The organism is Glycomyces tritici (genome assembly GCF_030403505.1).
Window position 1 is genome coordinate 952606 of the sequence record NZ_JAUEMJ010000001.1, and the last position, 26273, is coordinate 978878.

Annotated in this window: 22 protein-coding genes; 7 read left to right on the top strand and 15 right to left on the bottom strand. The window is 71.6% G+C overall.

Features of this window, described 5'->3' with window-relative positions; all coding sequences use genetic code 11:
* Positions 1-163: 163 nt before the first annotated feature.
* Positions 164-3307 carry an isoleucine--tRNA ligase gene (gene ileS, locus QWI33_RS04370; protein ID WP_289955277.1) on the bottom strand — a complete coding sequence of 1048 codons (3144 nt, stop codon included), beginning with the start codon at positions 3305-3307 and terminating at the stop codon, positions 164-166.
* A gap of 536 nt (positions 3308-3843) precedes the next feature.
* Here ileS and QWI33_RS04375 point away from each other — a divergent pair.
* A complete protein-coding gene (locus tag QWI33_RS04375; RefSeq protein ID WP_289955279.1) occupies positions 3844-5970 on the top strand; it encodes an anthranilate synthase component I in 2127 nt (708 codons plus the stop codon).
* A 298-nt stretch (positions 5971-6268) separates the two neighbouring features.
* Here QWI33_RS04375 and QWI33_RS04380 read toward each other — a convergent pair whose 3' ends face one another.
* The gene (locus QWI33_RS04380) at positions 6269-6673 is read right to left on the bottom strand and encodes a hypothetical protein (protein ID WP_289955282.1); all 405 of its coding nucleotides are present in this window, start codon (positions 6671-6673) and stop codon (positions 6269-6271) included.
* A 447-nt stretch (positions 6674-7120) separates the two neighbouring features.
* Between QWI33_RS04380 and QWI33_RS04385 the strand changes: the two genes are divergently transcribed.
* Complete coding sequence (locus QWI33_RS04385; protein ID WP_289955283.1) at positions 7121-7696, top strand: dihydrofolate reductase family protein; 576 nt, start codon at positions 7121-7123, stop codon at positions 7694-7696.
* 286 nt (positions 7697-7982) lie between these two features.
* Here the strand turns inward: QWI33_RS04385 and QWI33_RS04390 are convergent, their stop codons facing one another.
* Positions 7983-8555, bottom strand: a complete 573-nt coding sequence (locus QWI33_RS04390) for a PepSY domain-containing protein (RefSeq protein ID WP_289955286.1) — start codon at positions 8553-8555, stop codon at positions 7983-7985.
* Positions 8556-8759: 204 nt separating this feature from the next.
* Between QWI33_RS04390 and QWI33_RS04395 the strand changes: the two genes are divergently transcribed.
* The 4 genes from QWI33_RS04395 to QWI33_RS04410 all read left to right on the top strand — a co-directional run bounded on the left by QWI33_RS04395 (position 8760) and on the right by QWI33_RS04410 (position 12850).
* Positions 8760-9443 (top strand): response regulator transcription factor, encoded by a 684-nt coding sequence (locus QWI33_RS04395; RefSeq protein ID WP_289955287.1) that lies wholly within the window; start codon positions 8760-8762, stop codon positions 9441-9443.
* A 43-nt stretch (positions 9444-9486) separates the two neighbouring features.
* Positions 9487-11025, top strand: a complete 1539-nt coding sequence (locus QWI33_RS04400; protein WP_353895394.1) for a sensor histidine kinase — start codon at positions 9487-9489, stop codon at positions 11023-11025.
* A gap of 129 nt (positions 11026-11154) precedes the next feature.
* Entirely contained in the window at positions 11155-12084 is a 930-nt protein-coding gene (locus QWI33_RS04405; protein WP_289955291.1) for a 2-hydroxyacid dehydrogenase, read from the top strand.
* Between the two features lie 46 nt (positions 12085-12130).
* Positions 12131-12850, top strand: coding sequence for a polyamine aminopropyltransferase (locus tag QWI33_RS04410; RefSeq protein ID WP_353895353.1), 720 nt, complete (start codon positions 12131-12133; stop codon positions 12848-12850).
* Positions 12851-12901: 51 nt separating this feature from the next.
* Here the strand turns inward: QWI33_RS04410 and QWI33_RS04415 are convergent, their stop codons facing one another.
* The 12 genes from QWI33_RS04415 to uraD all read right to left on the bottom strand — a co-directional run bounded on the left by QWI33_RS04415 (position 12902) and on the right by uraD (position 24491).
* Positions 12902-13261 (bottom strand): tRNA-binding protein, encoded by a 360-nt coding sequence (locus QWI33_RS04415; RefSeq protein WP_289955294.1) that lies wholly within the window; start codon positions 13259-13261, stop codon positions 12902-12904.
* A gap of 15 nt (positions 13262-13276) precedes the next feature.
* Positions 13277-14302, bottom strand: a complete 1026-nt coding sequence (gene alc, locus QWI33_RS04420; protein WP_289955296.1) for an allantoicase — start codon at positions 14300-14302, stop codon at positions 13277-13279.
* Positions 14299-15684: an allantoinase AllB gene (allB, locus tag QWI33_RS04425; protein WP_435367549.1), complete on the bottom strand. Its 1386-nt coding sequence runs from the start codon at positions 15682-15684 to the stop codon at positions 14299-14301. Before allB ends, alc begins: the two co-directional genes overlap by 4 nt.
* A gap of 349 nt (positions 15685-16033) precedes the next feature.
* Positions 16034-16426, bottom strand: coding sequence for an allophanate hydrolase-related protein (locus QWI33_RS04430; protein ID WP_289955299.1), 393 nt, complete (start codon positions 16424-16426; stop codon positions 16034-16036).
* 246 nt (positions 16427-16672) lie between these two features.
* Positions 16673-17692 (bottom strand): XdhC family protein, encoded by a 1020-nt coding sequence (locus tag QWI33_RS04435; RefSeq protein ID WP_289955303.1) that lies wholly within the window; start codon positions 17690-17692, stop codon positions 16673-16675.
* Positions 17689-20034: a molybdopterin cofactor-binding domain-containing protein gene (locus QWI33_RS04440; RefSeq protein WP_289955305.1), complete on the bottom strand. Its 2346-nt coding sequence runs from the start codon at positions 20032-20034 to the stop codon at positions 17689-17691. Before QWI33_RS04440 ends, QWI33_RS04435 begins: the two co-directional genes overlap by 4 nt.
* Positions 20027-21388 (bottom strand): 8-oxoguanine deaminase, encoded by a 1362-nt coding sequence (locus QWI33_RS04445; RefSeq protein ID WP_289955306.1) that lies wholly within the window; start codon positions 21386-21388, stop codon positions 20027-20029. Before QWI33_RS04445 ends, QWI33_RS04440 begins: the two co-directional genes overlap by 8 nt.
* Positions 21385-21924: a (2Fe-2S)-binding protein gene (locus QWI33_RS04450; RefSeq protein ID WP_289955308.1), complete on the bottom strand. Its 540-nt coding sequence runs from the start codon at positions 21922-21924 to the stop codon at positions 21385-21387. The genes QWI33_RS04445 and QWI33_RS04450 overlap by 4 nt, the downstream gene beginning before the upstream one ends.
* The gene (locus tag QWI33_RS04455) at positions 21921-22826 is read right to left on the bottom strand and encodes an FAD binding domain-containing protein (protein WP_289955309.1); all 906 of its coding nucleotides are present in this window, start codon (positions 22824-22826) and stop codon (positions 21921-21923) included. The genes QWI33_RS04450 and QWI33_RS04455 overlap by 4 nt, the downstream gene beginning before the upstream one ends.
* Positions 22823-23668 (bottom strand): factor-independent urate hydroxylase, encoded by an 846-nt coding sequence (gene pucL / locus QWI33_RS04460; RefSeq protein ID WP_289955311.1) that lies wholly within the window; start codon positions 23666-23668, stop codon positions 22823-22825. The genes QWI33_RS04455 and pucL overlap by 4 nt, the downstream gene beginning before the upstream one ends.
* Before the next feature lie 2 nt (positions 23669-23670).
* Positions 23671-24000, bottom strand: coding sequence for a hydroxyisourate hydrolase (gene uraH, locus QWI33_RS04465; RefSeq protein WP_289955313.1), 330 nt, complete (start codon positions 23998-24000; stop codon positions 23671-23673).
* On the bottom strand, positions 23997-24491 hold the full coding sequence (gene uraD, locus QWI33_RS04470) for a 2-oxo-4-hydroxy-4-carboxy-5-ureidoimidazoline decarboxylase (protein ID WP_289955314.1): 495 nt from the start codon (positions 24489-24491) through the stop codon (positions 23997-23999). Before uraD ends, uraH begins: the two co-directional genes overlap by 4 nt.
* Positions 24492-24734: 243 nt before the next feature.
* Between uraD and QWI33_RS04475 the strand changes: the two genes are divergently transcribed.
* On the top strand, positions 24735-26258 hold the full coding sequence (locus QWI33_RS04475; RefSeq protein ID WP_289955317.1) for a PucR family transcriptional regulator: 1524 nt from the start codon (positions 24735-24737) through the stop codon (positions 26256-26258).
* The last annotated feature ends 15 nt before the right edge of the window (positions 26259-26273 follow it).

Sequence of the window (26273 nt, forward strand, 5' to 3'; positions counted from 1 at the left end):
GCGGGCGCGTCGGCAACCAGCCGACGCGCCCGCTCCGAACACCGCACACACATCGCCCAGCATCATTGCCGACGCACCGCGTCGGGCAGCGATTCGGGCTTCCGAATCAAACGACAGGGCCCGGACACCTGACGGCGTCCGGGCCCCTCGCACTTTGCAGTACTTACTGCTTCGTCACCGCTGCCTTGACCGTCACCTCTCCGGCTTCGCCGCTGGTGGCTGTGTCGTCCAGCGCGCCGAAGGTCAGCTCCAGGGCGAGGGTCTCGGCCTGGACGAACTCGCGGTGCGTCTCGATCGCGGCCTGCACTCCGGCCGCGGCGTCGAGAACGACCGAGACGCGGTCGCTGACGTTCAGGTCGGCGTCCTTGCGGGCCTGCTGGATCACCCGGACCACGTCGCGGGCCAGGCCCTCGGCCGCGAGCTCCGGGGTGACCTCGGTGTCGAGCACGATGACGCCCGCGCCGTTCGGCAGGGCCTCGGTGTGGTCGGCGTCGACCGCGACCATGGTCAGCTCGAACTCGCCGTCCTCCAAGACCACGCCGCCCGCGGTGACTGTGCCGTCCTCGACGGTCCAGTCCCCGGTCTTCACGGCTTTGATGACCCGCTGCACGTCCTTGCCGAGCCGGGGCCCGAGCACGCGCGGGACCAGCTTCAGGTCGGACTTCGAGTAGGCGCTCACATCGGAGTCGAACTCGACGGCCTTGACGTTCAGCTCGTCCTTGAGCAGGTCCGCGAACGGCGCGAGCCGCTCGGCGTGCCCGGTCGCCACGGTGGCCTTCGCCAGCGGCAGGCGCACCCGGAGCTTGCGGGCCTTGCGCATGAACAGGCCGACCGAGGCGATCTCGCGCACGGCGTCCATCGCCTCGACCAGGGCGTGGTCGGCGGGCAGGTCCTCGGCCGAGGGCCAGTCGGCGAGGTGCACCGAGCGGCCGCCGGTCAGGCCCCGCCAGATGTCCTCGCTGATGAGCGGCAGCAGCGGCGCAGCCACCTCGCACGCGGTCTTCAACGCGGTTGCGAGCGTGGCGAACCCGTCCTCGTCGCCTTCCCAGAACCGGTCGCGCGAGCGGCGCACGTACCAGTTGGTGAGGCTCTCCAGGTAGGAGCGGAACGCGGCGGTCGCGCCCGCGAGGTCATAGGCGTCCATCATCGCGGTGGTCGACTCGACGAGCTCGCGCGTCTTCGCCAGCAGGTACCGGTCCAGCCGGTGCTCGCTCGCCAGCGCGGTCGCCCGCGCCTGCTCCGGTGTCGCCTCGTAGCCGGCCGCGCCCGCGTAGAGCGTGTAGAAGTACCACACGTTCCACAAGGGAAGGACGACCTGGCGGACGGCGTCGCGGAACCCGGTCTCGGTGACCGGCATGTCGCCGCCGCGCAGCACCGGGGAGGACACCAGGAACCAGCGCATCGCGTCGGAGCCGAACTGCTCGTACGACTCCCGCACGTCCGGGTAGTTGCTGAGCGACTTCGACATCTTCTGCCCGTCTTCGCCCAGCAGCGTGCCGTGGACGAGCGCGGTGCGGAACGCGGGCCGGTCGAACAGGGCCGTGGCGAGGACGTGCAGCGTGTAGAACCAGCCGCGGGTCTGGGCCGTGTACTCGACGATGAAGTCGCCCGGGTAGTGGTGCTCGAACCAGTCGGCGTTCTCGAACGGGTAGTGGACCTGCGCGAACGGCATGGAGCCCGATTCGAACCAGCAGTCGAGGACTTCGGGGACGCGGCGCATCGAGGACTTGCCCGTGGGGTCGTCCGGGTTGGGCCGCACCAGGTTGTCGATGCCGGGCCGGTGCAGGTCGTGGACGGGCACGCCGAAGTCGCGTTCGAGGTCGGCAAGCGAGCCGTAGACGTCGACGCGCGGGTAGGCGGGGTCGTCGGAGACCCACACCGGGATGGGGGCGCCCCAGTAGCGGTTGCGGCTGATGTTCCAGTCGCGGGCGTTGGCGAGCCACTTGCCGAACTGGCCGTCCTGGATGTGCCCGGGCGTCCAGTCGATCTGCTGGTTGAGCTCGAGCATGCGGTCGCGGAAGCTGGTGACGGCCACGAACCACGCGGAGAGGGCGCGCTGGATCAGCGGGGAGCCGCAGCGCCAGCAGTGCGGGTAGTTGTGGTTGTAGGTGTCGTGGCGCAGCAGGCGCTGGGTGTCCTTGAGGTCCTTGATGATGAGCTTGTTGGCCTCGAAGACGTGGACGCCCGCGTACGGGGGGACTTCGTCGGTGAACTTGCCGGAGTCGTCGACGGGGACGACCGGTTCGATGCCGGCGGCGTCGGTGACGAGCTTGTCCTCTTCACCGAAGGCGGGGGCGATGTGGACGACGCCGGTGCCGTCATCGGTGGTCACGTAGTCGGCGGTGAGCACCTGGTGGGCGTTCTCGCGGCCGGTGAAGAAGTCGAACGGCGGGTTGTAGCGCAGGCCGACGAGGTCGGCGCCTTTGTAGCGGGCGAGGATCTCGGGGCTCTCGCCGAGTTCGCGGGCGTACGCGGCGAGGCGGGCCTCGGCGAGCAGATAGCGCGAGCCTTCGGATTCGACGACGGCGTAGTCGACGTCCGGGTGGACGGCGGCGGCGAGGTTGGACGGGAGGGTCCAGGGCGTGGTGGTCCAGACGAGGAGCTTGACGCCGTTGAGCGGGCCCTCGGTGGTGACGTCGAGGCCGACGGTGACGGCCGGGTCCTGGCGGTCCCGGTAGGTGTCGTCCATCTTCGTCTCGGTGGCGGCCAGCGGGGTCTCGCAGCGCCAGCAGTACCAGAGGACGCGGTAGCCCTCGTAGATGAGGCCCTTGTCGTGGAGGGTCTTGAAGGCCCACATGACGCTCTCCATGTAGGAGAGGTCGAGGGTCTTGTAGTCGTTCTCGAAGTCGACCCAGCGGGCCTGGCGGGTCACGTAGTCGACCCAGTCGTCGGTGAACTGGAGGACCGAGGCCTTGGCGGCGGCGTTGAACCGGTCGACGCCGTACGCCTCGATGTCGGCCTTCGACTTGAGGCCGAGTTCCTTCTCGGTGGTGACCTCGGCGGGCATGCCGTGGGTGTCCCAGCCGAAGCGGCGCTCGACGCGCTTGCCGCGCATCGTCTGGTAGCGGGGGACGATGTCCTTGACGTAGCCGGTGAGGAGGTGCCCGTAGTGGGGCAGGCCGTTGGCGAAGGGGGGGCCGTCGTAGAAGACGAACTCGTTCGCGCCGTTCTCGCCCGCTTCGCGGTTCTCGATGGAGGCGGCGAAGGTGTCGTCCTTGGTCCAGAAGTCGAGCACGCGGCGCTCGACCTCGGGCAGGTTCGGGCTCGCGGGTACGCCCCGTGCGGGGTCGTCGAGTGGATAGGCCATGGGACCGGTGTCTCCTCACACACACGCCTTGCGGACTTACGGTGTGCGAGGACGAGTCGGGGCTTTGGGGGCCTGACCCGCGGTACCACCTCGCTTGGCGGCCTGCTTCTGGTGAAGCCGGCGCGCCCGCTCGATTCGGCGGCGTGACGGGCCGCGTCCGTCCGGTTCTACTGGGGCTCCACCGGTGCGGCTGCGTGGTGCGCTGCCGCGGTGGGGCCGGTTCTTCCGGAAGCTCGCCGGTGATGGCCGGGTCGACGCTGTTGTACGCAAGTGTAGCGCCGCCCCCGCCTCGGTTCGCGAGCGATTTGCGGCGCGGCACGGCGGCACGTCGCCGCAGCGCACCGGCGGCGATCCCACCCATCGGGCATGTAGTATTCGGCCTGTGAGAATCCACGCACGCAACTGGTGGTGGCGTCGCTGAGGCGGCGTCCCTGCTCTTGCGTGCAAGAAGTTAGCGACCGTCTCTCTGGCGGTCGCTTCGTCGTATCCGGGGTCGGCCGCCTCGAGTCGGGACCTGAGACCCATTGAGAGGGCCGATGACCAAGTTTCTGACACCCGCCGGCGTGACGGTCGAACGCCACGTCAGCGAGCTCGACGACCCGGACCTGACGCCGATCGTCGCGCAGGTGGAGACCCGCCGCGGCGGGGTCCTGTCGAGCGGCATGGAGTACCCGGGCCGGTACTCGCGCTACCACCTCGCCTATGTCGACCCGTCCCTCGAGGTCGTGGCGCGCGGGCGCGAGGTCACCGTGCGGCAGCTGAACGCCCGCGGGTTCCTGCTCGTGGACGTGCTCGCCGATGCGCTGACGGCCGCCGAGGTCGGCGAGGTCACCCGGTGCGACCGCGAGGTGCACGTCCAGGTGCCGACGCCGACCGAGCGGGTTCCCGAGGAGCTGCGCTCGAAGCTGCCGACGGCGTTCTCGGCGCTGCGGGTGATCATCGAGGCGCTGCGCTGCGACGACCCGTACCTGGGGCTGTGGGGCGCGTTCGGGTACGACCTGGCCTACCAGTTCGAGCCGATCCCGTTCGCGAAGGACCGGCCCGAGGACGCCCGCGACCTGGTGCTGCACTTGGCCGACGAGATCTACGTGGTCGACCGCAAGCGCGAGACCGCGCAGGTGCGCCGCTACGACTTCTCGTTCGGCGGCCGCTCCACGAAGGGCCTCTCGCGCGAGACCGAGTCGCTGGACTACGTGCAGGCCGAGTCGGTCCCTGACGGGCCGGTGCCGGGCGTGTACGCCGACACGGTGCGGCGCGCGCGGCAGGAGTTCAAGGCGGGCAATCTGTTCGAGGTCGTGCCGGGCCACGAGATGTACGCGGCGTGCGATTCGCCGACCTTGTTCTACGAGCGGCTGCGGACCGCGAATCCGGCGCCGTACGAGTTCCTGTTCAACCTCGGCGAGCGCGAGTACCTCGTGGGCGCTTCGCCGGAGATGTTCGTGCGGGTCTCGGGCGACCGGGTGGAGACGTGCCCGATCTCGGGGACGATCGCGCGCGGGGACGACCCGATGCACGACGCCTCGCAGATCGCCCTGCTCATCGGCTCCTCGAAGGAGGAGTCGGAGCTGACGATGTGCACCGACGTGGACCGCAACGACAAGGCGCGCGTATGCGTGCCCGGTTCCGTGAAGGTGCTGGGGCGCAGGCAGATCGAGATGTACTCGCGGCTGATCCACACCGTGGACCACATCGAGGGGCGGCTGCGGCCGGAGATGGACGCGCTGGACGCGTTCCTGACCCACATGTGGGCGGTGACGGTGACCGGCGCCCCGAAGACCTGGGCGATGCGGTTCATCGAGGAGCAGGAGACGACGCCGCGGCGCTGGTACGGCGGTGCGGTGGGCTTCATCGGGTTCGACGGGTCGATGAACACGGGCCTGACGCTGCGCACGGCGCAGATCCGCGACGGCGTGGCGTGCGTGCGCGCGGGCGCGACCCTCTTGTACGACTCCGACCCGGACGCCGAAGAGGCCGAGACCCACTTGAAGGCCCGTGCGCTGCTGGAGACCGCGGCGGGCGGGATCGGCGCGGCCGCTGTGGTGCCCGAGCCGATCGAGGTCGCGGGCGGACCGGCGGGCAACGGCCGCAAGGTCCTGCTGGTGGACCACGAGGACTCGTTCGTGAACACCCTCGGCGACTACTTCCGCCAGCACGGCTGCGAGGTCACGACCATGCGGTTCGGGTTCGACGCCGCGCAGGTCCTGGCCGAGACCGACCCTGACCTGGTGGTGCTCTCGCCCGGGCCGGGCCGGCCGCAGGACTTCGGCACGGCCGGGCTGCTCGACGAGCTCCAGCGGCGGGGCCTGCCGGTGTTCGGGGTCTGCCTGGGGCTGCAGGCGATGGTGGAGCACGCGGGCGGTTCGCTGTCGCTGCTGGACCAGCCGAGCCACGGCAAGCCCGGGAACGTGAAGGTGACCGGCGGGGGCCTGTTCGACGGGCTGCCGGCCGAGGTGGTCGCGGCGCGCTACCACTCGCTGTACGCCACGCCCGACCAGGTGAAGGGCGATTTCGCGGCGACCGCGGCGATCGACGAGGTCGTCATGGCGATCGAGGCGCCCGGGAAGCGCTGGTTCGCCGTGCAGTTCCACCCTGAGTCGATCCTGACCGCGGCGGGCGCGCACGGGCACCGGATCATCGGGAACGTGCTGCGGTTGACCGCTTGAGGGTCCCGCACTGACGCGAGAGGGCCGGGGGCGCGACAGCGCTTCCCGGCCCTTCTGCGTTGCGGGCGTTGGACTTCGGGCCCGCGCCGACGCGAGAGGGCCGGGGCGCGACAGGCTTCCCAGCCCTTGCGATGCGGCGTTGGATTTCAGGCCCGCGCCGATGCGAGAGGGCCGGGGCGCGACAGGCTTCCCAGCCCTTGCGATGCGGGCGTTGGATTTCAGGCCCGCGCCGACGCGAGAGGGCCGGGGCGCAACAGCGCTTCCCAGCCCTTGCGATGCGGGCGTTCGGTTTCGGCCGCTACGAGGTGTACTCCCAGTCTTGGACGCAGGACCAGGCGCTGTAGCCCCAGGCGCCGTTCCAGTAGACCTCCATCCAGTAGTCGCTGGTGAGGCCGCAGGCGCGGTACTCGCCGCCGGAGCCTCGCTCGCAGGAGACCGGTACCCAGGTGTCGGCCGGGATGACCTCGAGGATCGCCGAGCCGGTCTCGGCGAGACGGCGGTGGTTGACGCCTTCGGCGAAGCGGGCCCTGCAGGTCCGCTGCTCCGCGGCGGTGGCCGGGACGTCGGTGCTCTCGATCCGCGATTTCACGGGCGTCGGCATGTCCACGGGTACGCGCGGAGCCGCGGCGGCCGAGGACATGGCGGAGAGCGACAGCGCGAGCGCGGCCGCAATGACGCCGATGGCAGTGAAGAACCTCTTCATTACCAGGATCACCCCTTTGGTGACTTGATCATGCTTACGCCTGATGACGTGATCTCAACCTAATTACGATGAAGAGCGCGTTCATGCACAAAACGGGTAATGTCAGGAAGCCGACAGATCCATCCGGCTTGCGGCGGCGCCCTGCGGGACGCCATGACCAATCCCGGCCAGGGCGCCTCACGTGCCGCGCCGTCGGTCCGCCAGGGCGGCGTTGCGGTCCCGCGCCGCCGAACGTCTCGCACGGCGCTGCAGTCCTGCCCCGTCGGATTCCGCGCGGCACTGCGTCCTGCGCCGTCGATCCGCCAGGGCGGCACTGCGGTCCCGCGACCTGTCGGCGATACTCCCCCGACTGCGGCGAATGGCATGGGGATCAAGGGATTCCGCGAGGCGCGGACTGTTCGAACGGGTTCGTTTGCGGGTGTCGGTGGGACGTGATTTGCTGGCGGGATGGCGAAAACCGTGTACAACACAGCGACCAGCATCGACGGCTACCTCGCAGACCCCGAGAACTCCCTCGAGTGGCTCTTCACCGTGCCGGGAGGCCATCCCGAGGAGGAGGGCGGGGATGCGGACACCCCGCTCGACGAGATGGGCGAGTTCGTCGCCGGGGTCGGCGCGATCTGCATGGGCTCCACGACGTACGAGTGGATCCTCGAGCACGAGCACCTGCTCGAGAACCCGGACAAGTGGGAGTACGAAGTGCCTTTGTGGGTGTTCACGAGCCGGGACCTCCCGGCGGTGCCCGGCAAGGACATCCGGTTCGTGTCCGGCGACGTCGAGGCGGTCCACGCCGAGATGGTCGCGGTCGCCGGCGACAAGGACCGGTGGCTCATGGGCGGCGGCGACCTCGTCGGCCAGTTCTTCGACGCCGGGCTCCTCGACGAGATCCGCGCATCGCTCGCGCCGGTCTTCCTCGGTGACGGCGCCCCGATCCTGCCGCGCCGGATCCTCTCCCACCACCTCGAACTGACCGAGGCCAAGAGCATCGGCCAGTTCGCCTGCCTCACTTACAAGGTGAAGTAGCGCCGGCCTAGGACCGAGCGCAAGATCCTCAATGCGAGAAATGGGGAGAGGGGCCCCCTCCCCCCACCCCGCCCGCCCTGATGTTTCGGGCCGGAGCCGAACGGCTGGCATACCGCTCGAGTCCGGACGGTCCGGCCCGTTCTGGTCTGTGGACCCGCGATGCGGGTCGGTGTCGAGTTAGCGGCTCAGCCGCATTGGCGTCATCGGGGGTCGATGACGCCGGTGCGGCCGCGCGGTAGTGCCCGGCCCGCCCGGTCCGAGAGGGCCGGGCGGGCCGGGCCTGCCACTAGTCGTTGTCGTTGTCGTCCCGGTCGTCGGCGTCGTTGTCATCGTTGTCGTTGTCGTCATCGGTGCCGTCGTTGTCGTCGTCACCGTCGTCGTCGTTCGCGTCGTCGTCGGCGAACACATCGGTGACCTTGCCGTCGAGGGCGTTGACCGCGACGTCCCAGTCGGCGCCGTCGGCGTCCGTCACCTCGACCACCCAGACCGGGGCCTCGGCGGTGCCTTCGAGGTCGACGTCGTAGACCTCGCCCGCGACCTCCGCGAGCGCGGCCTCGACGGCCGCGTCCTCACCGATGGCCTCGGCAGGGAGCACGAAGTCGTCGTCATCGGTGCCGTCGCGGTCGTCGTCGTAGCGGTCGTCCGAACCGTTCGCGTCGTCCGCCGCCTGCTCGGCGCGGTCGTCCCGGTCGTCGATCTCGTCCGCCGCGAACGCGGCGGCGGCACCGCCGCCGAGGAGCAGGACGCCCGCGGCACCGGCGATGACGAGGGTGCGCTGGCGGCCGCGGAAGCGGCGGCGCGGGGTCGCCTCGGGCTGGTCGGGGTTCGAAGCCTGCTGGGTGTCGGTCGGAGCGTTCATGTCGTGTCCTCTCGCTGCTGTGCGGATCTGATGTCGGCAACCATGCGCGTCCGAACCTGAAGCCAAGCTGAAGTCACCTGAAGCCGTCTTCAGGAAAGTCGGGGAAAACGGCGGGCTCGGGTGTTCTGCCTGGCAGCGGCCTGTTCTGCACGTTCGCGAGCGACTTCAGGTTGGCTTCAGGTTCGCTGTGTCAAGCTTCGGGACATGCGATTGCTGATGGTGGAAGACGAGCAGCGGCTGGCCAAGATGGTCGCCGCAGGGCTGGCGGCCGAGGGGTACGCCGTCGACCTCGCCCATGACGGCCGGACCGGCCTGTCGATGGCCCGCATCGGCGATTACGACGCGATCATCCTCGACATCATGCTGCCTGCCATGAACGGTTACCAGGTCTGCGCGGCCCTCCGCCAAGAGGGCGTCAGCACGCCGATCCTCATGCTCACCGCCAAAGACGGCGAATACGACGAGGCCGAAGGCCTCGACACCGGCGCAGACGACTACCTCACCAAGCCCTTCTCCTTCGTGGTCCTCCAGGCGCGCATCCGCGCCATGATGCGCCGCGGCCGGTCCGCGGCCGCCGCCCCCACCGTGTGGCGCTTCGGCGACCTCACCGTCGACCCGGCCACCCGCACCTGCCGGCGCGGCGGCGAGCCCGTCGAACTCACCTCGAAGGAGTTCTCGGTCCTGGAGTTCCTGGCGAGCCGCGCCGGCGAGGTCGTGTCCAAATCCGAGATCCTCCACCACGTGTGGGACTTCGCCTACGACGGCGACGTGAACATCGTCGAGGTATACGTCTCCAACCTGCGCCGCAAGATCGACGCCCCCTACCGACGCACCTCGATCGCGACCGTGCGCGGCGCGGGCTACCGACTGGCGGCCGACGGTGGCTAGGCCCGAGGCGAGCAAGGCGCAGCGGGCCGAGATCCGGCGGGCCATGAAGCGCGCCGAGGGTAAGAAGCCCTTCTGGCGGCCCGATTCGGTCCGGGCGCGCGCCACCGTGGGCGCGATCCTCGTCGTCGCGGTGGCCCTGGTCGCCGCCGGGCTCCTGGTCGTGACCCTGCTGCGCGACAACCTCTACGGCCGCGCCGAACTCACCGCGGAGGTCGGCGCGCGGTCCGTCGCCGGCCAGCTCGCCTCCGGCGTCGCGCCTACGGCGATCGAACTGCCCGACGACGACGAGCTCGTGCAGATCGTGGACGCGAACGGGAAGGTGGTCGCGGCCAGCGAAGACCTCGCGGGCGCGGATGCGGTCGGCGCCTTCGCCCCCGAACCCGATCCGGTCCCCGTCGAGAGCGAGCCGGCGCAGACCCGGACCGCGACCGAGACCGACGATGACGACGATGACGGCGACGACCAGGACGACGACGCGGATGACGACGACGCCCCGACGCCTTCGGACGACGCCCCGAGCACCACGGCCGCCGGCGGCGCGGTCGGGTCGACCGTCAACTTCGAGACGGTGGACCTGCCCGGCGACGAGCCGTCCTACCGGTTCGCCTCGCTCTCCGCCACGGCCCCGGACGGCGGCACGTACGCCGTCTACTCGGGCGCTTCCCTTGAGACCCAGGAGGAGGCCGTCGACAGCGTCGGGGCCGCGATGGCGTGGGCGCTGGCGCCGCTGCTGCTCGTGGTCGCCGTGGTCACCTGGCTGGTGGTCAGGCGGGCGCTGCGGCCGGTGCGGGCGATCCAGAAGGAGCTCATCGAGATCACCGGCGGCGACCTGAGCCGGCGGGTGCCGGTGCCCGCGAGCCGCGATGAGATCCACAGCCTCGCCAGGACCACCAACATGACCCTCGCGGCGCTCGACGCGTCCGTCGAGCAGCAGCGCCGGTTCGTCGCGGACGCCTCGCACGAGCTGCGCAGCCCGCTCGCGATCCTGCGCACGCAGTTGGAGATCGCCAAGGAGCACCCCGAACTGCTCGACCTGGACGCCACGCTCGGGGACGTGACGCGGCTGCAGGACCTCTCCACCGACCTGCTGCTGCTCGCGCGCCTCGACGCCGGGGAGCGGCCCCCGCACGTGGCGGTGCCGCTCACGGAGCTGGTGCGGGAGGAGGTGGCCCGCCGGGCCGCCACCGACCGGGTCCCGGTGCGGCTCGAGGTGGAGGAGGACCTGTCGGTGTGGGGCGTGCGCGGGCACTTGGCGCGGGCGGTCGGGAACCTGCTCGCGAACGCGCAGCGCCACGCGGCCGGGGAGGTCTCGGTGCGGCTGGCGGCCGAGGACGACGACTGGCTGCGGCTGGAGGTGGCCGACGACGGCAACGGCGTGCCCGAGGGCCAGCGGCGGCGGATCTTCGACCGGTTCGTGCGGCTTGACGAGTCCCGCAGCCGCGACGAGGGCGGCGCCGGCCTGGGGCTGGCGATCGTGCAGGACGTGGCGCTGGAGCATCACGGCATGGTGTACGTGCTCGACGCGCCCGAAGGGGGTGCGCTGTTCCGCTTGGCGCTGCGCCGCAATGAGAGGGGCTTCTGAAAGCGCGTGATCGGCGGATGCGGGGAAGGCGATAAAAAAACGCGCCGTCCGGGTCGGCCGCTCTGTGACCGGTTCTCGGGTTCTGGTCGGCGCCGTCGCTTCGCGGCGGGCGCTCCTTACGATGGCCGCATGAAGGCTTGGATCCCCCATGAGGCCGGGCTCGACCAGCTCGGTGCAGTCCCCGACGGCGTGGTCGTCGAGGTGTACGACGGCGGCGACTACCCGTCCGACCCCGCTGGCGTCGAGTTCCTGGTGCCGCCGGCCGCGCCCAAGGCGACGCTGCCGGGCATGTCGTACTCGACGCCGCCAGTGCTCGACGACATGCCGAACCTCAAGGTCGTGCAGCTGCTCAGTGCGGGTGTCGAGAACTGGGTGCCGCATGTCCCGGACGGCGTGCTGCTGTGCAACAACCGCGGCGCGCACACGGAGGTGACGGCCGAGTGGGTGATGGCCGCGGCGCTCGCTTCCGTGCGGCGGTTCGACGTGTTCGCCCGCAACCAGCCCGACGGCAAGTGGGAACTCGCTTGGGGCACCACGCTGTCGGGCAAGCGCGCCGTGATCATCGGCGCCGGCTCGATCGGTGCGGCCGTGGCGCGCCGGTTCGAGGCCTCCGGCATGGAGGTGCAGATGGTGGCGCGCACGGCGCGGCCGGGCGTCGGGACGCTCGCGGACCTCCCCGGGCTCCTTCCTGAAGCCGATGTCGTGGTGGTCATGGTGCCGTTGACGCCGGAGACCGAGGGCCTGGTCGACGCGGCGTTCCTGGCGCGGATGCGCGACGGCGCGCTGCTGGTGAACGCGGCCCGCGGGAAGATCGTGGACACTGCCGCGCTGACCGCGGAGGTCGCCTCGGGGCGGCTGCGGTGCGCGCTCGACGTGACCGAACCGGAGCCGCTGCCCGCCGACCACGAGCTGTGGCGCCTGGAGGGCGCGATCGTGACGCCGCACGTGGGCGGCGCGGTGCTCGGGTTCATCGAGCGGGTGTACCCGCGGGTGGGCGAGCAGATCCGGCGTTTCGCGGCGGGCGAGCCGCTCCGGAACGTGGTCGAGAACGGCTATTAGCGGTGCGGGTCGCCGCACGCTGGACCGCTGATGGTTCGATGGTGCGGTGATGACGCGATTCGAGGAACTGGGCTGGCGTGATTCGCCGATGGGCGAGATCAGTCTGCGGCGGCGGTACGACCCTGAGGTGCGGGCCGAGGTCTACGAGGTCAAGCTGGACGAGGACTTCCTCATGTCGAGCCTGTTCACCGTGGCCGAGCGGGAGCTCTCGCACCTGGGCCTGGCCCGGTTGAGCGGCGGCGGGGACCTCGAGGTGATCGTCGGCGGCCTCGGCCTGGGCTACACCGCCCTTGCGGCCCTTGAGGACCCGCGGGTGCGGGACTTGACGGTGATCGAGTACTCGGAGGCGGTCATCGACTGGCACGAGCGGGACCTGCTGCCCGACACGGTGGGCTTGGCGGCGGACGAGCGGGTGCACTTGGCGTGCGCGGACTTCTTCGCCGCGGCGATGAGCGACGAGGGGTTCGATCCCGAGCGGCCCGGCCGGGCCTTCGATGCGATCCTGCTGGACATCGACCACTCCCCCAGCCGGGTCCTGCACTCCCCGCACGCCGATTTCTACACCGCCGCGGGCATGCGGGCCATGGCCGCGCACCTGAAGCCCGAAGGGGTGTTCGCGATCTGGTCGGACGACCCTCCGGAGCCCGAGTTCATGAAGGTCCTGATGGAGGTCTTCACGGGCGTGCAGGCCAAGCGGGTCTGGTTCGACAACCCGTACACGCGCGGGCGGTCCTCGAACACCGTGTACACGGCGATCCGGGCCTAGGGCCCGTCAGGTGCATCCGGCCCTCCCGGATTCACCGGACTGCCCTAGCCGTCAGGCGACGCGCGCGCCGAGCGGGACGTCCGCGTCGGGGGCCAGGAGCACCACCTCGTCAGTGCCCTCGACGGGGACGCCGAGGACCAGCACCTCGGATTTGAAGCCCGCGATGCGGCGCGGCGGGAAGTTGGTCACGGCGACCACCATGCGCCCCACCAGTTCCTCGGCGCTGTAGCGGGCGGTGATCTGCGCGCTCGACTGCTTGACGCCGTGCTCGCCGAAGTCGATCCACAGCTTGTAGGCGGGGACGCGGGCCTTCGCGTTGACCTCGGTCTTGACGACGCGTCCGGCGCGGACCTCGGTGCGGAAGAAGTCTTCGGCGGAACTGGCCTCGGGGGTCTGGGCGGGTTCGGTCATCGCCGCAGAATAGCGCTAGGCGGCATCGAAGCGCCGCCGCATTTCGGCGAGGGCGTCGTCGGTGAGGCGCCCGTAGAGGCGCAGCCGCGCCATGCCGCCGTCAGGGAAGATGTGCAGCCTCACCGAGGTGGCGGGCCTGTCGTTGTCGAGGACGAAGCGATGCGGCGTGTCCGGCTGGAGTTTCGTGCGCGGCAGGAGCGTGAACGCGGTGTCGCCGTCGTGCGCCTCGATCGCGGCCCAGCCGGGGGCGTTGTGCTTGAGGTGGGTGGTGTCGAGCTCGGCGACGCGGACGGTGCCGCGGCCGGCGAGGCGCACGTCGAGCCATTCGTTGCCGGGTTCGCGGCGGCGGGCCGTCTCCCAGCCGTCCGCCTGGCTGGCGGGCAGGCCGGGCATGATGGCGCCGACCGGGTTGGAGTAAAAGGCGTTCGAGGCGCCGGTGACGGCGGCGCCGTTGGCGAGCGCGGCGAGGTCGAGGGGCAGGTCGGCGAAGCCGGTCGGGTCGGGCACGGGGGTGCCGTGGACGCGGAGGCGGGCGATGCCGCCGTCCGGATGCATGTTGAGGCGCACGTGGGTGCAGCGGCGCGTGTCGCTGACGGCGTACTCGTTCACGCTGTCGCCCTTGGCATCGGCGACCGGTACGAGGGGCCGCCAGTCGGCTTCCAGGATGTCGGTGAGGGCGGGGTGGCCGTCGACCCGGCACGCGTCGACCGAGATGCGGGGCGGGTAGTTGCCGGTGAAGTAGGCGGTGTCCACGATGATGCCGCTGATCGTGCCGGGGATGCCGAGGCGGACGATCGCCCAGTCGTGGCCGCTTTCGCGGCGGCGGCGGGTCTCCCAGCCGTCGTAGATCTGTCCTTTATGGCCGAACGTGTGCGCCTGGTGCACGACCGGGTAGGGCCGGATGAGGCTCTCCTTCTCGGCGAAGGACTCGTCGTTGGCGGCGAGCACGGCGCCGCCGAGGGCGCGGGCGGCGAGGTCGGGCAGGGCCCGCCAGTGGTCCGGGTCCTGCAGGTGGTCGCCGGGTTCGAGCGTGGGGGTCATCGCGGGCTCCTTCGCAGTTGGCGGCCGCGCGGCGCGGCGTCGGTGTCGATGCGCTTGCCGCGCAGCCAGGTCGAGACGACCCCGCCCGTCAGCGTCTCGCGGTCGTAGGGGGTCACGGGGTGGCGGTGCAGGAGGTCTTCGGCGCGGACGGTCCACTCCCGGTCCGGGTCGAAGACGACGAGATCGGCGTCGGCTCCGGTCGCGATGCGGCCCTTGCGGTCGAGGCCGACGAGGTCGGCGGGGCCGGTGCACATCCACCGGGCCAGGTCGGCCAGGGCGAGGCCGCGGCGGCGCGCTTCGGTCCACATGACGGGGAGTCCGAGCTGGAGTGAGGCGATGCCGCCCCAGGAGGTGGCGAAGTCGCCGGTCTTCATGCCGGGCGGACTGGGCGAGTGGTCGGAGACGACGATGTCGATGCGGCCGTCGGCGAGCCCGTCCCAGAGGGCTTCGCGGTTGGCTTCGCCGCGGATCGGCGGGCAGCATTTGAAGGCGGTGGCGCCGTCCAAGATGCGTTCGGCGGCGAGGTGGAGGTAGTGGGGGCAGGTCTCGACGGTGATGCGCACGCCCTCCCGCCGGGCGGCGTCGATGTCAGCGAGGGCTTCGGCCGCGGCGAGGTGGAGGAGGTGGACGCGGGCGCCGGTGGCGCGGGCGCCGGCGATGACCTCGCGGACGGCACTGGTCTCGGCTTCGGGCGGCCGGGTGGCGAGGAAGCTGCCGAAGGCGCTGCTCGGTGATGCTTGCGAGCCGTGAATGCGCCCTGCGGTGTCGGCGGCGTGGAGGTGCGCGGGGTCTTCGGCGTGGACGAGGAGGAGGGCGTCGAGGGCGGCGACGGTGGCGCACGCGCGGTGGAGGCCGGCGGTGTCGAGCGGCGGGAACTCGTCGACTCCTGAAGGGGCCGTGAAGCATTTGAAGCCGAATACGCCCGCGTCGTGGAGGCCCTTGAGTTCGGTGTCGTTGCCGGGGATCGCGCCGCCCCAGAAGCCGGTGTCGACCCAGGTCTGGTCGCGGGCGGCGTCGCGTTTGGCGGCGAGCGCGGCGGTGTCGACGGTGGGCGGGAGGCTGTTGAGCGGCATGTCGACGATCGTGGTGACCCCGCCCGCGGCGGCGGCGCGGGTGGCGGTGGCGAAGCCCTCCCATTCGGTGCGGCCGGGCTCGTTGACGTGGACGTGTGTGTCGACGAGGCCGGGCAGGAGGGCGAGGTCGCGGAGGTCCTCGGTGCGGTGGGCGGGGATGGGCTCGTCGTAGTCGCCGATGACCGCGATGCGCTCGCCCGCGATGGCGACGGCGGCGGGTCGCTCACCATCGGGGAGGACGGTCCGGCGGGAGCGGAGCACCAGGTCGTAGATGACGGGAGCGGCAATGTCGTAGGGGTCGGTCATCATGGTGACTCCAGGTGCTCGTTCGGTGACGAGATGGTCGCTGTTGTGGCGGGCCCGTTGACGACGACGGTGGAGGTGCGATGGGCGGGCGCGAGAGTTCGGGTGGACGGTTCGGCAACGCGGCTGGGGCCCCGGCCTTGGCCGCAGCCAAGTCCGGGGCCGGGGCCGAGATCGGGACCGGAGTCGCGATCCGCGCGAGGACCTGTGGTGTTGTGGTCATGGCCGCCGCCCGGGATGGTCCCAGCGGTGCCGTTGCGACGCATGAGCTTCGACGGTCTCGCCGGTGTTCGGCCTGCCGGCCGCGGGTCGGCGATCGGGTCCGGTTTCTCGGAACGGAGGTGGCGCTTCAGGCTCATGGGGCCTCGGCCTTCGTGGCGCGGTAGGCGCGCCAGGAGCCGTGGGCGGTGATGTCGATGAGCTCGGGCAGGTCGGCGCAGTCGTCGCGCAGGCGCATGCCGAGCGCTTCGGTGCCGTCGGCCATGCCGACGACGCCGAGTTCGAGGTCGGCCGGTTCGGCCGGCAGGAGGGAGGTGCGCAGGACGCTGAGGTCGATGTCGTAGAGCTCGCCTTCGATGGCCGAGCCCTGGCCTTCGGGCGCGAGTTGGAGGGCCGGGTGGTCGTCGCCGACCGAGTGCAGCCGGTAGATCGGCAGCGTCGTGGCGGGGCCGACGAACGGCGCGCCGCCGATGAGGTGGTGGAGGTTCCCGCCTTTCATGCCGCCTCCGTTGAGGAACATGTGGACCATCATCGGCTCCTTCGGTTCTCGGTGCTCGGTTGCTGCGCTTGCGGTTCGGTGGTAAGGCTCGGTGGCCGGTGGCCGGTGGCCGGTGGCCGGTGGCCGGTGGCCGGTGGCCGGTGGCCGGTGGCCGGTGGCCGGTGGCCGGTGGCCGGTGGCCGGTGGCCGGTGGCCCGTGGCCCGTGGCCGACTCGGACTTGGGTTCGAGCCCCGGCGCGTCGGGTCGCCGGAGGCTGCCGCTGCCGCCCGCTCAGCTCAGTGGTGGATCGGGCCGTCCGCCCCGGTGAGGAACCCGGCTCGCGCGTCGTTCCTGACGGCGACGATCTCCGCGACGATCGACAGCGCGGTCTCATCGGCGGTGCGGCCGTTGAGGTCCAGGCCGATCGGCGAGCGGAGGCGGGCGAGCGCCTGCTCGTCCAGTCCGGCCGCGCGGAGCCGTTCGAGCCGGTCGCGATGCGTGGCGCGGGAACCGAGCGCGCCGACGTACCCGGCCTCGGAGACGAGGGCGAGTTCGAGGAGCGGGAGGTCGAACTTCTCATCGTGGGTGAGCACCACGACGGCCGTGGTCGCGTCGACCTCGGCTGCGGCGAAGTGGCGGTGCGGCCAGTCCACGACGATCGCATCGGCATCAGGGAAGCGGATCTCGGTGGCGAACACGGGCCGCGCGTCGCACACCGTGACCTTGAACCCGACGCTTCTGGCGATCCGCACGATCGGCGCGGCGAAATCCACGGCGCCGTACACGTAGAGGTCCGGCGGCGGCGAGTAGTCCTCGACGGCGAACCGGCCGACCCGGCCCGAGACCGCCGGCAGGTCGATCGCGCCGAGTTCGAGACGGCCCGCGAACCCGTTGGCGCTGATGGCCACCGCCGCGCCCAGATCCGGGCCCTCGACGACGCGCACCAGCGAGGCGGACTCGCCCGCGAGCACCGCGTCGAGGGTCGCGTTGATGGCCGGGTCGTCCGGTTCGACCCGCACGACCAGCACGTCCATCGTGCCGTCGCACGTGATGCCGAGGAAGAACCGCTCCTCCTCGGTCGCACCGTAGGTGTCGACCGCGGCGGTACCCGTCTCGAGGACCTCCTGGCAGCGGCCGTACACAGCGGCTTCGACGCATCCGCCCGAGACGCCGCCCACGGCCGTGCCGTCCCCGTCGACGGCGAGCGCCGTGCCGAGCGGGCGCGGCGAGGCTCCCACGATGTCGACCACCGATGCCAGCGCGAACGGTTTGCCTTCGTCCATCCAGGCGCGGAGTGTCGCGGCGATGTCCCTCATGGCTGCCTCCCGAAGTGGGCGGTCAGGTGTTCGGGCCTGACCGGGATCTGTGTGAGTGCGAGGCCCGTGGCGTCGCGGATGGCGGCGACGATCGCGGGTGTGGACGAGAGCGTGGGCGGTTCGCCCGCGCCCCGGAGTCCGTAGGGCGCTTCGGGGTCGGCGTTCTCGACGATGCGCAGGCGCATCGGCGGCATGTCGAGGATGGTGGGGATGAGGTAGTCCGTGAAGGAGGCGTTCTTGACGCGCCCTTGGACGGTGATCATCTCTTCCATGACGGCGAGGCCGAGGCCCTGCGCGGAGCCGCCTTGGATCTGGCCTTCGAGGGCGACCGGGTTCATGATCTTCCCGACATCCTGGACGCAGGTCAGGTCCACGACTTTGACGAGTCCGAGTTCCACGTCGACGTCCACGGTGGCGCGGTGGACGGCGAGGGCGAGTTGGACGTGCGATTCGCCTTGGCCGGTGACGGGGTCCATGGGTTTGGTGGCGCGGTGGCGGAACTCCCGGGTGGCTTCGACGGGTCCGTCGGCGAGATCGTGGTCGTGCAGCAGTTCGCGGACGGCTTCGCAGGCGGCTTTGACGGCGCCGCCGGTCATGTACGACTGGCGTGAGGCGGAGGAGGATCCGGCGGAGCCGGCCTTCGTGTCGTTGGGGAGCAGTTCGACGCGGTCGACGCCCAGCTCGGTGCGGACGATCTGCGCCTGGAGGCTCCAGTGCCCTTGGCCCACTTCGGCGGCGGCGGTGTGGACGAACGCCACGGTCTGCCCGTCGACGAGTTCGAGGCGGACGCTGGCGGTCGAGTAGTCGTCGAAGCCTTCGGAGTAGCAGATGTTCTTGAGTCCGACGCCGTAGCCGACGCCGCGGCGCACGCCTTCGCCGTGCGTGGTGTTGCCGGTGCCTCCGGGCAGTTCGACGATGTCGCGGCCGGTGGGTACGGCGGGGACCGGGATGTCCTTGAACCGGCCGAGCATGTCCGCGAGCGGTGAGAAGGGCCTGCCGCCGTCGGCTCGGGACGGGTCGTAGGCGTCGACGATCTGGCCGGTGATGAGTTTGGAGCCCTGGGCGACCGCGTTGCGGCGCCGGAACTCGAGGGGTTCGAGGCCGAGCGCTTCGGCGAGGGCGTCCATTTGGGATTCGTAGGCGAAGCAGGTCTGGACGCCGCCGAAGCCGCGCATCGCGCCGCACGGCGGGTTGTTGGTGCGTGCGCCCCACACGTCGATGCTCACGTGTTCGACTTCGTAGGGGCCCACGGCGAGTGAGGCGGCGTTGCCGACGACGGCCTCGGTCGTGGAGGCGTACGCGCCGCCGTCGAGCACGATGCGGGCCTTCACGTACAGGAGTCTCCCGTCGGCGTCGGCGGCGTGCTCGTAGCGCATCCGCGCCGGGTGGCGGTGCACGTGGCCCCAGAAGGACTCGGCCCGGTCGTACATCATCTTCACGGGGCGGCCGGTGGCGAGGGCGAGCATCGCCATGTGGACCTGCACGGAGAGGTCTTCGCGGGCGCCGAACGCGCCGCCGATGCCGGCGATCGCCATGTGGATGCGGTCCGGTTCCAGGCCGAGGCAGGGCGCGATCTGCTCGAGGTCGGAGTGGACCCATTGGGTCGCCACATAGAGTTCGACGCCGCCGTCGCCGGTGGGGACGGCCGCGCCGGACTCGGGGCCGAGCGGTGCCTGGTCCTGCATGCCGACCACGTAATCGCGGGTGACCACGGCGGCCGGGGTCTGCGCGTCCGGGTCGCCGAGGCGCACGGGCTGGTATCGGAAGTAGCTGCCGGCTTCGACGGCTTCCTCAGGGTCGCAGGCGGGTTCGAGCGGTTCGTAGTCGACGGTGATCGCTTCGGCGGCGCGGCGGGCGAGGTCGAGGGTCTCGGCGGCGATGATCGCGACGGGTTCGCCCTCGTAGTTGACCTGGTCGAGGGCGAGCACGGGCTGGTCGGCCTCGATGAGTCCGTAGTGGAGCTTCCCGGGGACGTCGGCGGCGGTGAGGACGGCGGCGACGCCGGGCATCGCCAGCGCGGCGGTCGTGTCGATCGCGCTGAGGCGGGCGCGGGGGTGGGGGCTGCGGAGGGTGTGGCCCCACAGCATCCCGGGGAAGTCCAGGTCGGAGGCGTAGTCGAAGGTGCCGTTGACCTTTGCTTCGGCGTCGGGGCGGGTGGGGCTGGATCCGACGCCGCCGGGGAGGCGGGGTGTTGGGGTTCCGACCCCGCCGGCTGCCCTTGTCGGCGGGGTCGGAAGCTCGGTGGCGGCGGTGGCGGTCGAAGCGGGCACCGGTCCGGCGGGCGCGGGCGCGGAAGACGTGTTCGCGGTGCGGCCGGTCGGCTCGTGCAATGCGTCAGGCATCGCGGGCCTCCCTGAGGTTCGCGCTGGCGGTGGCGAGGTCGCGGGCGAGGGTCGCGGTGTCGGCGGTGCGCAGTTCGCCGTGGGCGACGATCGGGTTCCCGGCGACGGTGAGGAGCCGCAGGGGTGCGGGCGGTCCGAGTACCAGGGCCGCGATGGGATCGGCGATGCCGGCGTGGCCGAGGCCGGTGAGGTCCCACAGGGCGATGTCGGCCTGCTTGCCGTTCTCGAGTGAGCCGATCTCGGTGTCGCGGCCGAGGACGCGGGCGCCGCCGATCGTGCCGAGGCGCAGTGCGGTGCGGGCGTCCATCGCATGTGGGCCTTTGCGTTGCCTGGCGGTGTAGAGGGCTTGGCGCAGTTCCTCGCCGAGGTGCCCGGCCTCCTGGCTGGCGGCGCCGTCGACGCCGAGGCCGACGGGGATGCCCGCGTCGAGCATGGCGGGGACGTCGGCGAGGCCGGTGCCCAGGCGGGCGTTGGAGGACGGGCAGTGGGCGACGCCGGTGCCGGCCGCGCCGAGGCGGCGTTGGGCGTTCGCGTCGAGGTGGACGGCGTGGGCGAGCCAGGTGTCGGCGTCGATCCAGCCGACTTTGTCCATGTACTCGACCGGGTCGCAGCCGTGGACGTTCTGGCAGAACTCGGCTTCGTCGAGGGTCTCGCACAGGTGGGTGTGGAGGCGGACGCGCTTGTCGCGGGCGAGGGCGGCGGATTCGCGGAGCAGTTCGGTGGAGACGGAGAACGGGGAGCAGGGGGCGACGGCGATGCGCAGCATCGAGCCGGGGGCGGGGTCGTGGTGGCGGTCGATCGCGTCGGCGGTGGCGGCGAGGGCGGCGTCGATGTCCTCGACGAGGTGGTCGGGTGGGAGGCCGCCGTCGCTCACGCCGCGGTCCATGGAGCCGCGGGCGAGGTGGAGGCGGACGCCGATCTGGGAGGCGGCGGCGATCTGGACCTCGATGAGGTCGGTGGCGTGCCCTTTCGGGTAGACGTAGTGGTGGTCGGCGGCGGTGGTGCAGCCGGAGAGGGCGAGCCAGGCGAGGCCGGCGGTGTTGGAGGCGGCGACGTGCGCGGGGCCGATGCGGGCCCAGACCGGGTAGAGGTCGACGAGCCATTCGAAGAGGCTGTGGTCGGTCGCGTATCCCCTGGTGGCCCACTGGTAGAGGTGGTGGTGGGTGTTCACCAGGCCCGGGGTGGCGAGGCAGCCGGTGCCGTCGATGTATTGCGCGTCTTCGAGGCGCGGGGCGGGGCCTTCGCCGATGGCGGTGATGACGCCGTGCTCGGCGACGATGTGGCCGCGCCGGTGCTCGGTCCCGGCCGGGTCCACCACCGCGATCGCGGCGTTCTCGATCACCAGCGCGGTCATGGCGCGGCCTCCGTCGCATCGCTTGCGGCGCTTGGGACTACCGGGGTCGTGATCCAGTGGCGGCGGGAGGGGGCGGGTGTCCCGTCGCTCATCGCCTCGGCGGCCGCGTGCACGGCGTCGATGATCTTCTCGTACCCGGTGCACCGGCACAGGTTGCCGGCCAGCGCTTCGCGGATCTGCACGTCGTTCGGGTCGCCGTCGCGGGCGAGGAGGTCGGCCACCGAGACGAGGAGCCCGGGGGTGCAGAACCCGCATTGCACGGCGCCGCACGCGATGAACGCGTCGCGCACCGGCCGGGGCACCGCCCCTACCACCGTCTTCACTTCGCGCCCTTCGCATTGCGCGGTCGCGACGAGGCAGGCGCAGACCGGGTCGCCGTCCAGGAGCACCGTGCAGGACCCGCATTCGCCCTGCTCGCAGGCGTTCTTGGTGCCGTAGCGGCCGAGGCGGTCCCGCAGGGTGGCGAGCAGGCTCTCCCCCGGCCGGTCGATCTCGGCGACCGCGGCCTCGCCGTCGACGCGCATCTGGACTCTCATCGGGTGCTCTCCGTTCCGTGGGCGGCGGTCCAGACCCGCCGCAGGGCCCGTGAGGCGCACACCGCCAGTGCGTGGCGCCGGTACGCGGCGGTGCCGCGCACGTCGTCGATGGGTCGCGCGGCGGCGGCGACGCGGCGGCCGAACTCCTCCGCGAGGGCGTCGTTGAACAGGTCCGGCCGGTTCCAGGGCAGTTCGATCAGGTTCGCGTCGGGCGCGGTGAGGGGTGTGGGTCCGGCGGAGCCGATGCCGGTGCCGAGGCGGCGCGCGTCCAGGTCGAGGGCGACCGCGAGGGAGCAGACGGCGATGACCATCGCGTTGCGCGTGCCCACTTTCAGGAACTGCTGCGGCCCGGTCGCCTTCGGCACGGTGATGGCGGTGATGAGTTCGCCGGGGGCGAGGACGCTGCGTTTGGGGCCGGTGAAGAAGGCTGCGACCGGGACGGTCCGGGTGCCGCCGACCGAGGCGATCTCGATGGCCGCGCCGGTCGCCAGGAGCGGCGGGTGGCCGTCGCCGGCCGGGGAGGCGGTGGCGAGGTTGCCGCCGAGGGTGCCGCGGTTGCGGATCTGTGGGGAGCCGACGGTGCGGGCGGCGGCGGCGAGGCCGGGCAGGACCGTGGCGAGTTCGGCGCAGATCTTCGCGTAGGGGACGCCGGAGCCGATGCGGATCGAGTCGCCTTCGTCGGACCATTCGCGCAGTTCGGGGAGGCGGGTGAGGTCGAGCATCGCGGTGGGCCGGGTGTGGCGGTAGTTGACGGCGACCATGAGGTCGGTGCCGCCCGCGACGGGCACGGCCTCGGGGTGCGCGTTGAGGAGGCGCAGGGCCTCGTCGAGGCCGGCGGGGCGGTGGAAGTCGAAGTCCGGGCGGGCGGGGGCGGCGCCCGCCGTCGTGATGGGCGCTGTCATGCCGCCTCCCTTCGGACCGTGCCTTCGATCAGCCCGTACGGCAGGTCTCCGGCCTGGAAGACCACGCCGGGGTTGTCGAGGCCGAACCGTTCGAGGTCGAAGCGGTAGTGGTGCCGGTTCGGCAGCGACAGGCGCACCTCGCCGACCTCGGGAACCGCCTTCAGTATGCGCTCGCCGACGGCGTGGAGGGTCTGTTGCAGCGAGAGCGAGTACGTGTCCGCGAACGCGGCGAGGAGCGCCCCGCGCGCCGCGTTGAACGCCTGGTCGTAGAAGGCGCCGCCGTCATCCGGTTCGGCCCGGTAGTCCCAGGTCGCGGTCACGGCGGTGGCGAGGATGCGGTCGTCGGTCTCGGGCAGGGTCGTGTACTCGTCGGCGAGGAAGCCGTTGAACTCGGAGTCGGTGGTGTTGAGCAGGAGCAGGTCCCGGACGCCGGAGGCGGTGCGGGCGCTGGTGCCGTCGTAGACGACCTCGGTGGTGCGCAGCTCGCCGCCTTCGCCGCGGGTGAAGGAGTGGTCGCCGATGCGCGTCCACGCGTGCTCCTCGATCTGGACGCGGGCGGCGGTGATCGCGGGGGTCGCGTCGACGAAGTGGCGGGCGAGCCGCTCGGCGAAGGCCTCGATGGGGCCGATGCCGTCCCGGGCGAACGCGTACACGGTGTTCTTCTGCGTGTCGGTGGGCAGGACGCCGGTGTTGTCGCCGGTGTAGTGCGTGGCGTCGAGGTCGCCCGAGAGCGCGGTGTGCACCGTGAGGTCGCGCAGGCCGTGGCGGGCGGTGTCGCGGGCGACGCGGACCAGGCGTATCCCGGATTTCCCGTAGTTGTTGGGGCCCATGGCGTACGGCATGGCTAGCTCCCCCTGTACGTGGAGTAGGCGAAGGGGCTGAGCAGGAGCGGCACATGGCTGTGGCCCGCGGCGGCGGTGAACGCGATCTCGACCTCCGGGTAGAACGTGGGGACGTCCCGGAGTGCGAACCAGGCGCCGGTCTCGAAGCGGAGCTTGTGCGGGCCAGGCGCGGTGCGCCAGCCCGCGACGCGGCCGTCCTCGTCGGTGGGGGCCGAGGCGAGCGCGGTGTACCCGTCGCGGTCCAGCCTGAGGAGGGTGATGAGGAGGCCGGCGGCGGGCCGGCCCGCGACGGCGTCGAGGACGTGGGAGGTCACGGTGCACGGTTCGTTCACGGCCGCACCGCCTTCTCGAGCCGCAGCGCCACGATCTTGCGCAGTTCGGCGACCGCTTCGCGGTGCTCGGTCGCGTCGTCGTTGCCCAGGCGGCGCTGGGCTTCGGCGAGGATCTCCTCGCCGGTGAGGCCGGTGGCGCAGATGAGGAAGACCCGCCCGAAGCGGCGCTCGTAGGCGGCGTTCACCGCGGTGAGCTCGTCCCGGACCGCTTCGCCCGCGGCCAGCGCGCGGGACTGCTCGCCCCGCGACCACTGGTCCTGCCCGGCGGGTTTCGGTTTCCCGATGGGGGCGTGCGCGGCGTGGGCGACGGCGAGTTCGGTTTCCGGGAGCTCGTCGAAGCCGGCCAGTGCGGCGGCCCGCAGTGCGGCCACGGTCCCGTACGGGCGGCCCGAGACGAGCTTCTCGGCCCAGGCCCGGGAGGCGCAGCAGGCCGTGAGCACCTCCACCGCGTCCTCGGCGTCAGCGGTGTCGAACGCTTCGAGAGTCCACATCGGCGCCTCCTGGTCCATTCTCTGTAGACGGCTCGCCGCCTTCACCGTCGCACGAACTCGCCGTGTGGGATAAGTGAAGCCGAAACCCGAGGCCGGGGGCACTGTGTTCGGCTATGAAAGCTTGGTTTCCCCGCCGTTAAATGCTGGAGGATCGTCCAAAGACTCCAGCTGGGCGGCGCTATGGTGGAGTTGCCTACCGCGTCCCGACGCGCCTGTGAAGGCCGGACCCCTGGGGGCCACACCATGCGACTCCGTTCACTGCTGCAGATGCCCGAACTGGGCTTGACCCTGGTCTCGGGCCGCCACCACCTCGACCGCGAGATCCGCTGGGTCGTGCCGACCGACATGCACGACCCGCGCCGGTACCTCTCAGGCGGCGAGCTGGTGCTCACCGGGCTGATGTGGCGCCGGGCCGAGCAGGACTCGGACGCTTACGTGCGCAACCTGATCGCGGCGGGGGTGACGGCGCTCGGCGCGGGCGACCATCCGGAGTTCCACTCGGTGCCGGTGGACCTGGTGGACGCGTGCGCCCGCCACGACCTGCCGCTGTTCGCCGTGGACGCGGCGGTGGCGTTCGCCGAGATCACCGAGCGGATCGTGCAGCGGCTCTCGGTGGGCCGCTCGGGCGACCTCGCCTCACTGCTGGACCGGCACCGGCGGCTCATCGCCGCCGACGGGATCGGCCAGATCCTCGAGCTGATCCGCGGCGAACTGGGCATGGAGTGCCAGGTGCTGTCGCCTACGGGGCGGGCGCTGCGCGGCGGCCTGGAGCTCGGCGAGACCGACCGGGCCGCGGTCGTGACCCGCGCGCACGCGGCGGAGCGGCTGCCGCAGAAGGTGACCCTCGACCGGCACCGCGCGTACTCGGTGTTCGGCATCGGCTCGACCCTCCACACCGGCCGGTTCCTCGTCATCGACGACGACCACACGCACTGGGCGCCGGAGCGGCGGCTCGTCGCCGAGCAGCTCGCGGCCCTGCTCATGCTCGAACTCGACGACCCGGCGGTACGGCCCGCGCCGCACGTCGAACTGGTCGCCGCCCTGCGGGAGGGCCGGGTCGACGAGCACCTGATGCGCTCGGCGGGCCTGCCGGTCGGCGGCACGGTCACCGTCATCGCCGCGGTCGGCGAGCCGGTCGCGCTGCGGGAGGTCGTGGTCGCCGAGGCGGTCGCCGGTCAAGCGGGCGATCCGCTGGAGCCGCCCGTCGCCGCCTGGGCCACGATCGGGGACGAGACGGTCGCCGTGCTCGCGGGCCCGGCCGGCTCGGCCGAAGAGCGGCCGCGGCTCCTTGACTGGTCGCGGCAGTGCGCGAAGGTGCTCTCGGGGCTCGGCGGGAACGGGGCCGTGAGCGTCGGCCTCGCCGACCCGGTGCGCTCGCCCGCGGGCCTGTGCGGCGCGCTCGAGCAGGCCCGGCACACGGCCGCGCTCGCGCAGCCGCGCCCCGGCGGCGTCGACATCGCCGAACCGGACCACCTCGTCTCGCACCGGATGCTGCTGGCCGCCGTCCCGGCCGACGTCAGCCGGGCGTTCCGCACCCGCGTCCTCGACCCGCTGCTCGAGTACGACGCGCACCACCGCTCCGACCTGCTGCCGACCCTGCGGCGCTTCCTCGAATGCGACGGCTCCTGGCGCCAGTGCGCCGCGAGCCTCCACCTGCACGTCAACACCGTCCGGTACCGGATGCGGCGGGTCGAAGAGCTGACCGGCCGCGATCTGCGCAACCCCCTCGACCGGATGGACCTCGCCCTCGCGGTGAGCCTGGAGTGAACGCGGCCCCGACCG

Excerpts from the sequence above, each read along its gene's own strand:
- QWI33_RS04380 (WP_289955282.1), bottom strand. The coding sequence starts at position 6,673 with ATGAAGAGGTTCTTCACTGCCATCGGCGTCATTGCGGCCGCGCTCGCG.
- QWI33_RS04405 (WP_289955291.1), top strand. The coding sequence starts at position 11,155 with ATGAAGGCTTGGATCCCCCATGAGGCCGGGCTCGACCAGCTCGGTGCA.
- QWI33_RS04445 (WP_289955306.1), bottom strand. The coding sequence starts at position 21,388 with ATGACCGCGCTGGTGATCGAGAACGCCGCGATCGCGGTGGTGGACCCG.
- QWI33_RS04385 (WP_289955283.1), top strand. The coding sequence starts at position 7,121 with ATGGCGAAAACCGTGTACAACACAGCGACCAGCATCGACGGCTACCTC.
- QWI33_RS04450 (WP_289955308.1), bottom strand. The coding sequence starts at position 21,924 with ATGAGAGTCCAGATGCGCGTCGACGGCGAGGCCGCGGTCGCCGAGATC.
- alc (WP_289955296.1), bottom strand. The coding sequence starts at position 14,302 with ATGACCCCCACGCTCGAACCCGGCGACCACCTGCAGGACCCGGACCAC.
- allB (WP_435367549.1), bottom strand. The coding sequence starts at position 15,684 with ATGATGACCGACCCCTACGACATTGCCGCTCCCGTCATCTACGACCTG.
- QWI33_RS04390 (WP_289955286.1), bottom strand. The coding sequence starts at position 8,555 with ATGAACGCTCCGACCGACACCCAGCAGGCTTCGAACCCCGACCAGCCC.
- ileS (WP_289955277.1), bottom strand. The coding sequence starts at position 3,307 with ATGGCCTATCCACTCGACGACCCCGCACGGGGCGTACCCGCGAGCCCG.
- uraD (WP_289955314.1), bottom strand. The coding sequence starts at position 24,491 with ATGTGGACTCTCGAAGCGTTCGACACCGCTGACGCCGAGGACGCGGTG.
- QWI33_RS04400 (WP_353895394.1), top strand. The coding sequence starts at position 9,487 with ATGAAGCGCGCCGAGGGTAAGAAGCCCTTCTGGCGGCCCGATTCGGTC.
- QWI33_RS04475 (WP_289955317.1), top strand. The coding sequence starts at position 24,735 with ATGCGACTCCGTTCACTGCTGCAGATGCCCGAACTGGGCTTGACCCTG.
- QWI33_RS04455 (WP_289955309.1), bottom strand. The coding sequence starts at position 22,826 with ATGACAGCGCCCATCACGACGGCGGGCGCCGCCCCCGCCCGCCCGGAC.
- QWI33_RS04435 (WP_289955303.1), bottom strand. The coding sequence starts at position 17,692 with ATGAGGGACATCGCCGCGACACTCCGCGCCTGGATGGACGAAGGCAAA.
- QWI33_RS04440 (WP_289955305.1), bottom strand. The coding sequence starts at position 20,034 with ATGCCTGACGCATTGCACGAGCCGACCGGCCGCACCGCGAACACGTCT.
- pucL (WP_289955311.1), bottom strand. The coding sequence starts at position 23,668 with ATGCCGTACGCCATGGGCCCCAACAACTACGGGAAATCCGGGATACGC.
- QWI33_RS04430 (WP_289955299.1), bottom strand. The coding sequence starts at position 16,426 with ATGGTCCACATGTTCCTCAACGGAGGCGGCATGAAAGGCGGGAACCTC.
- QWI33_RS04395 (WP_289955287.1), top strand. The coding sequence starts at position 8,760 with ATGCGATTGCTGATGGTGGAAGACGAGCAGCGGCTGGCCAAGATGGTC.
- QWI33_RS04415 (WP_289955294.1), bottom strand. The coding sequence starts at position 13,261 with ATGACCGAACCCGCCCAGACCCCCGAGGCCAGTTCCGCCGAAGACTTC.
- QWI33_RS04375 (WP_289955279.1), top strand. The coding sequence starts at position 3,844 with ATGACCAAGTTTCTGACACCCGCCGGCGTGACGGTCGAACGCCACGTC.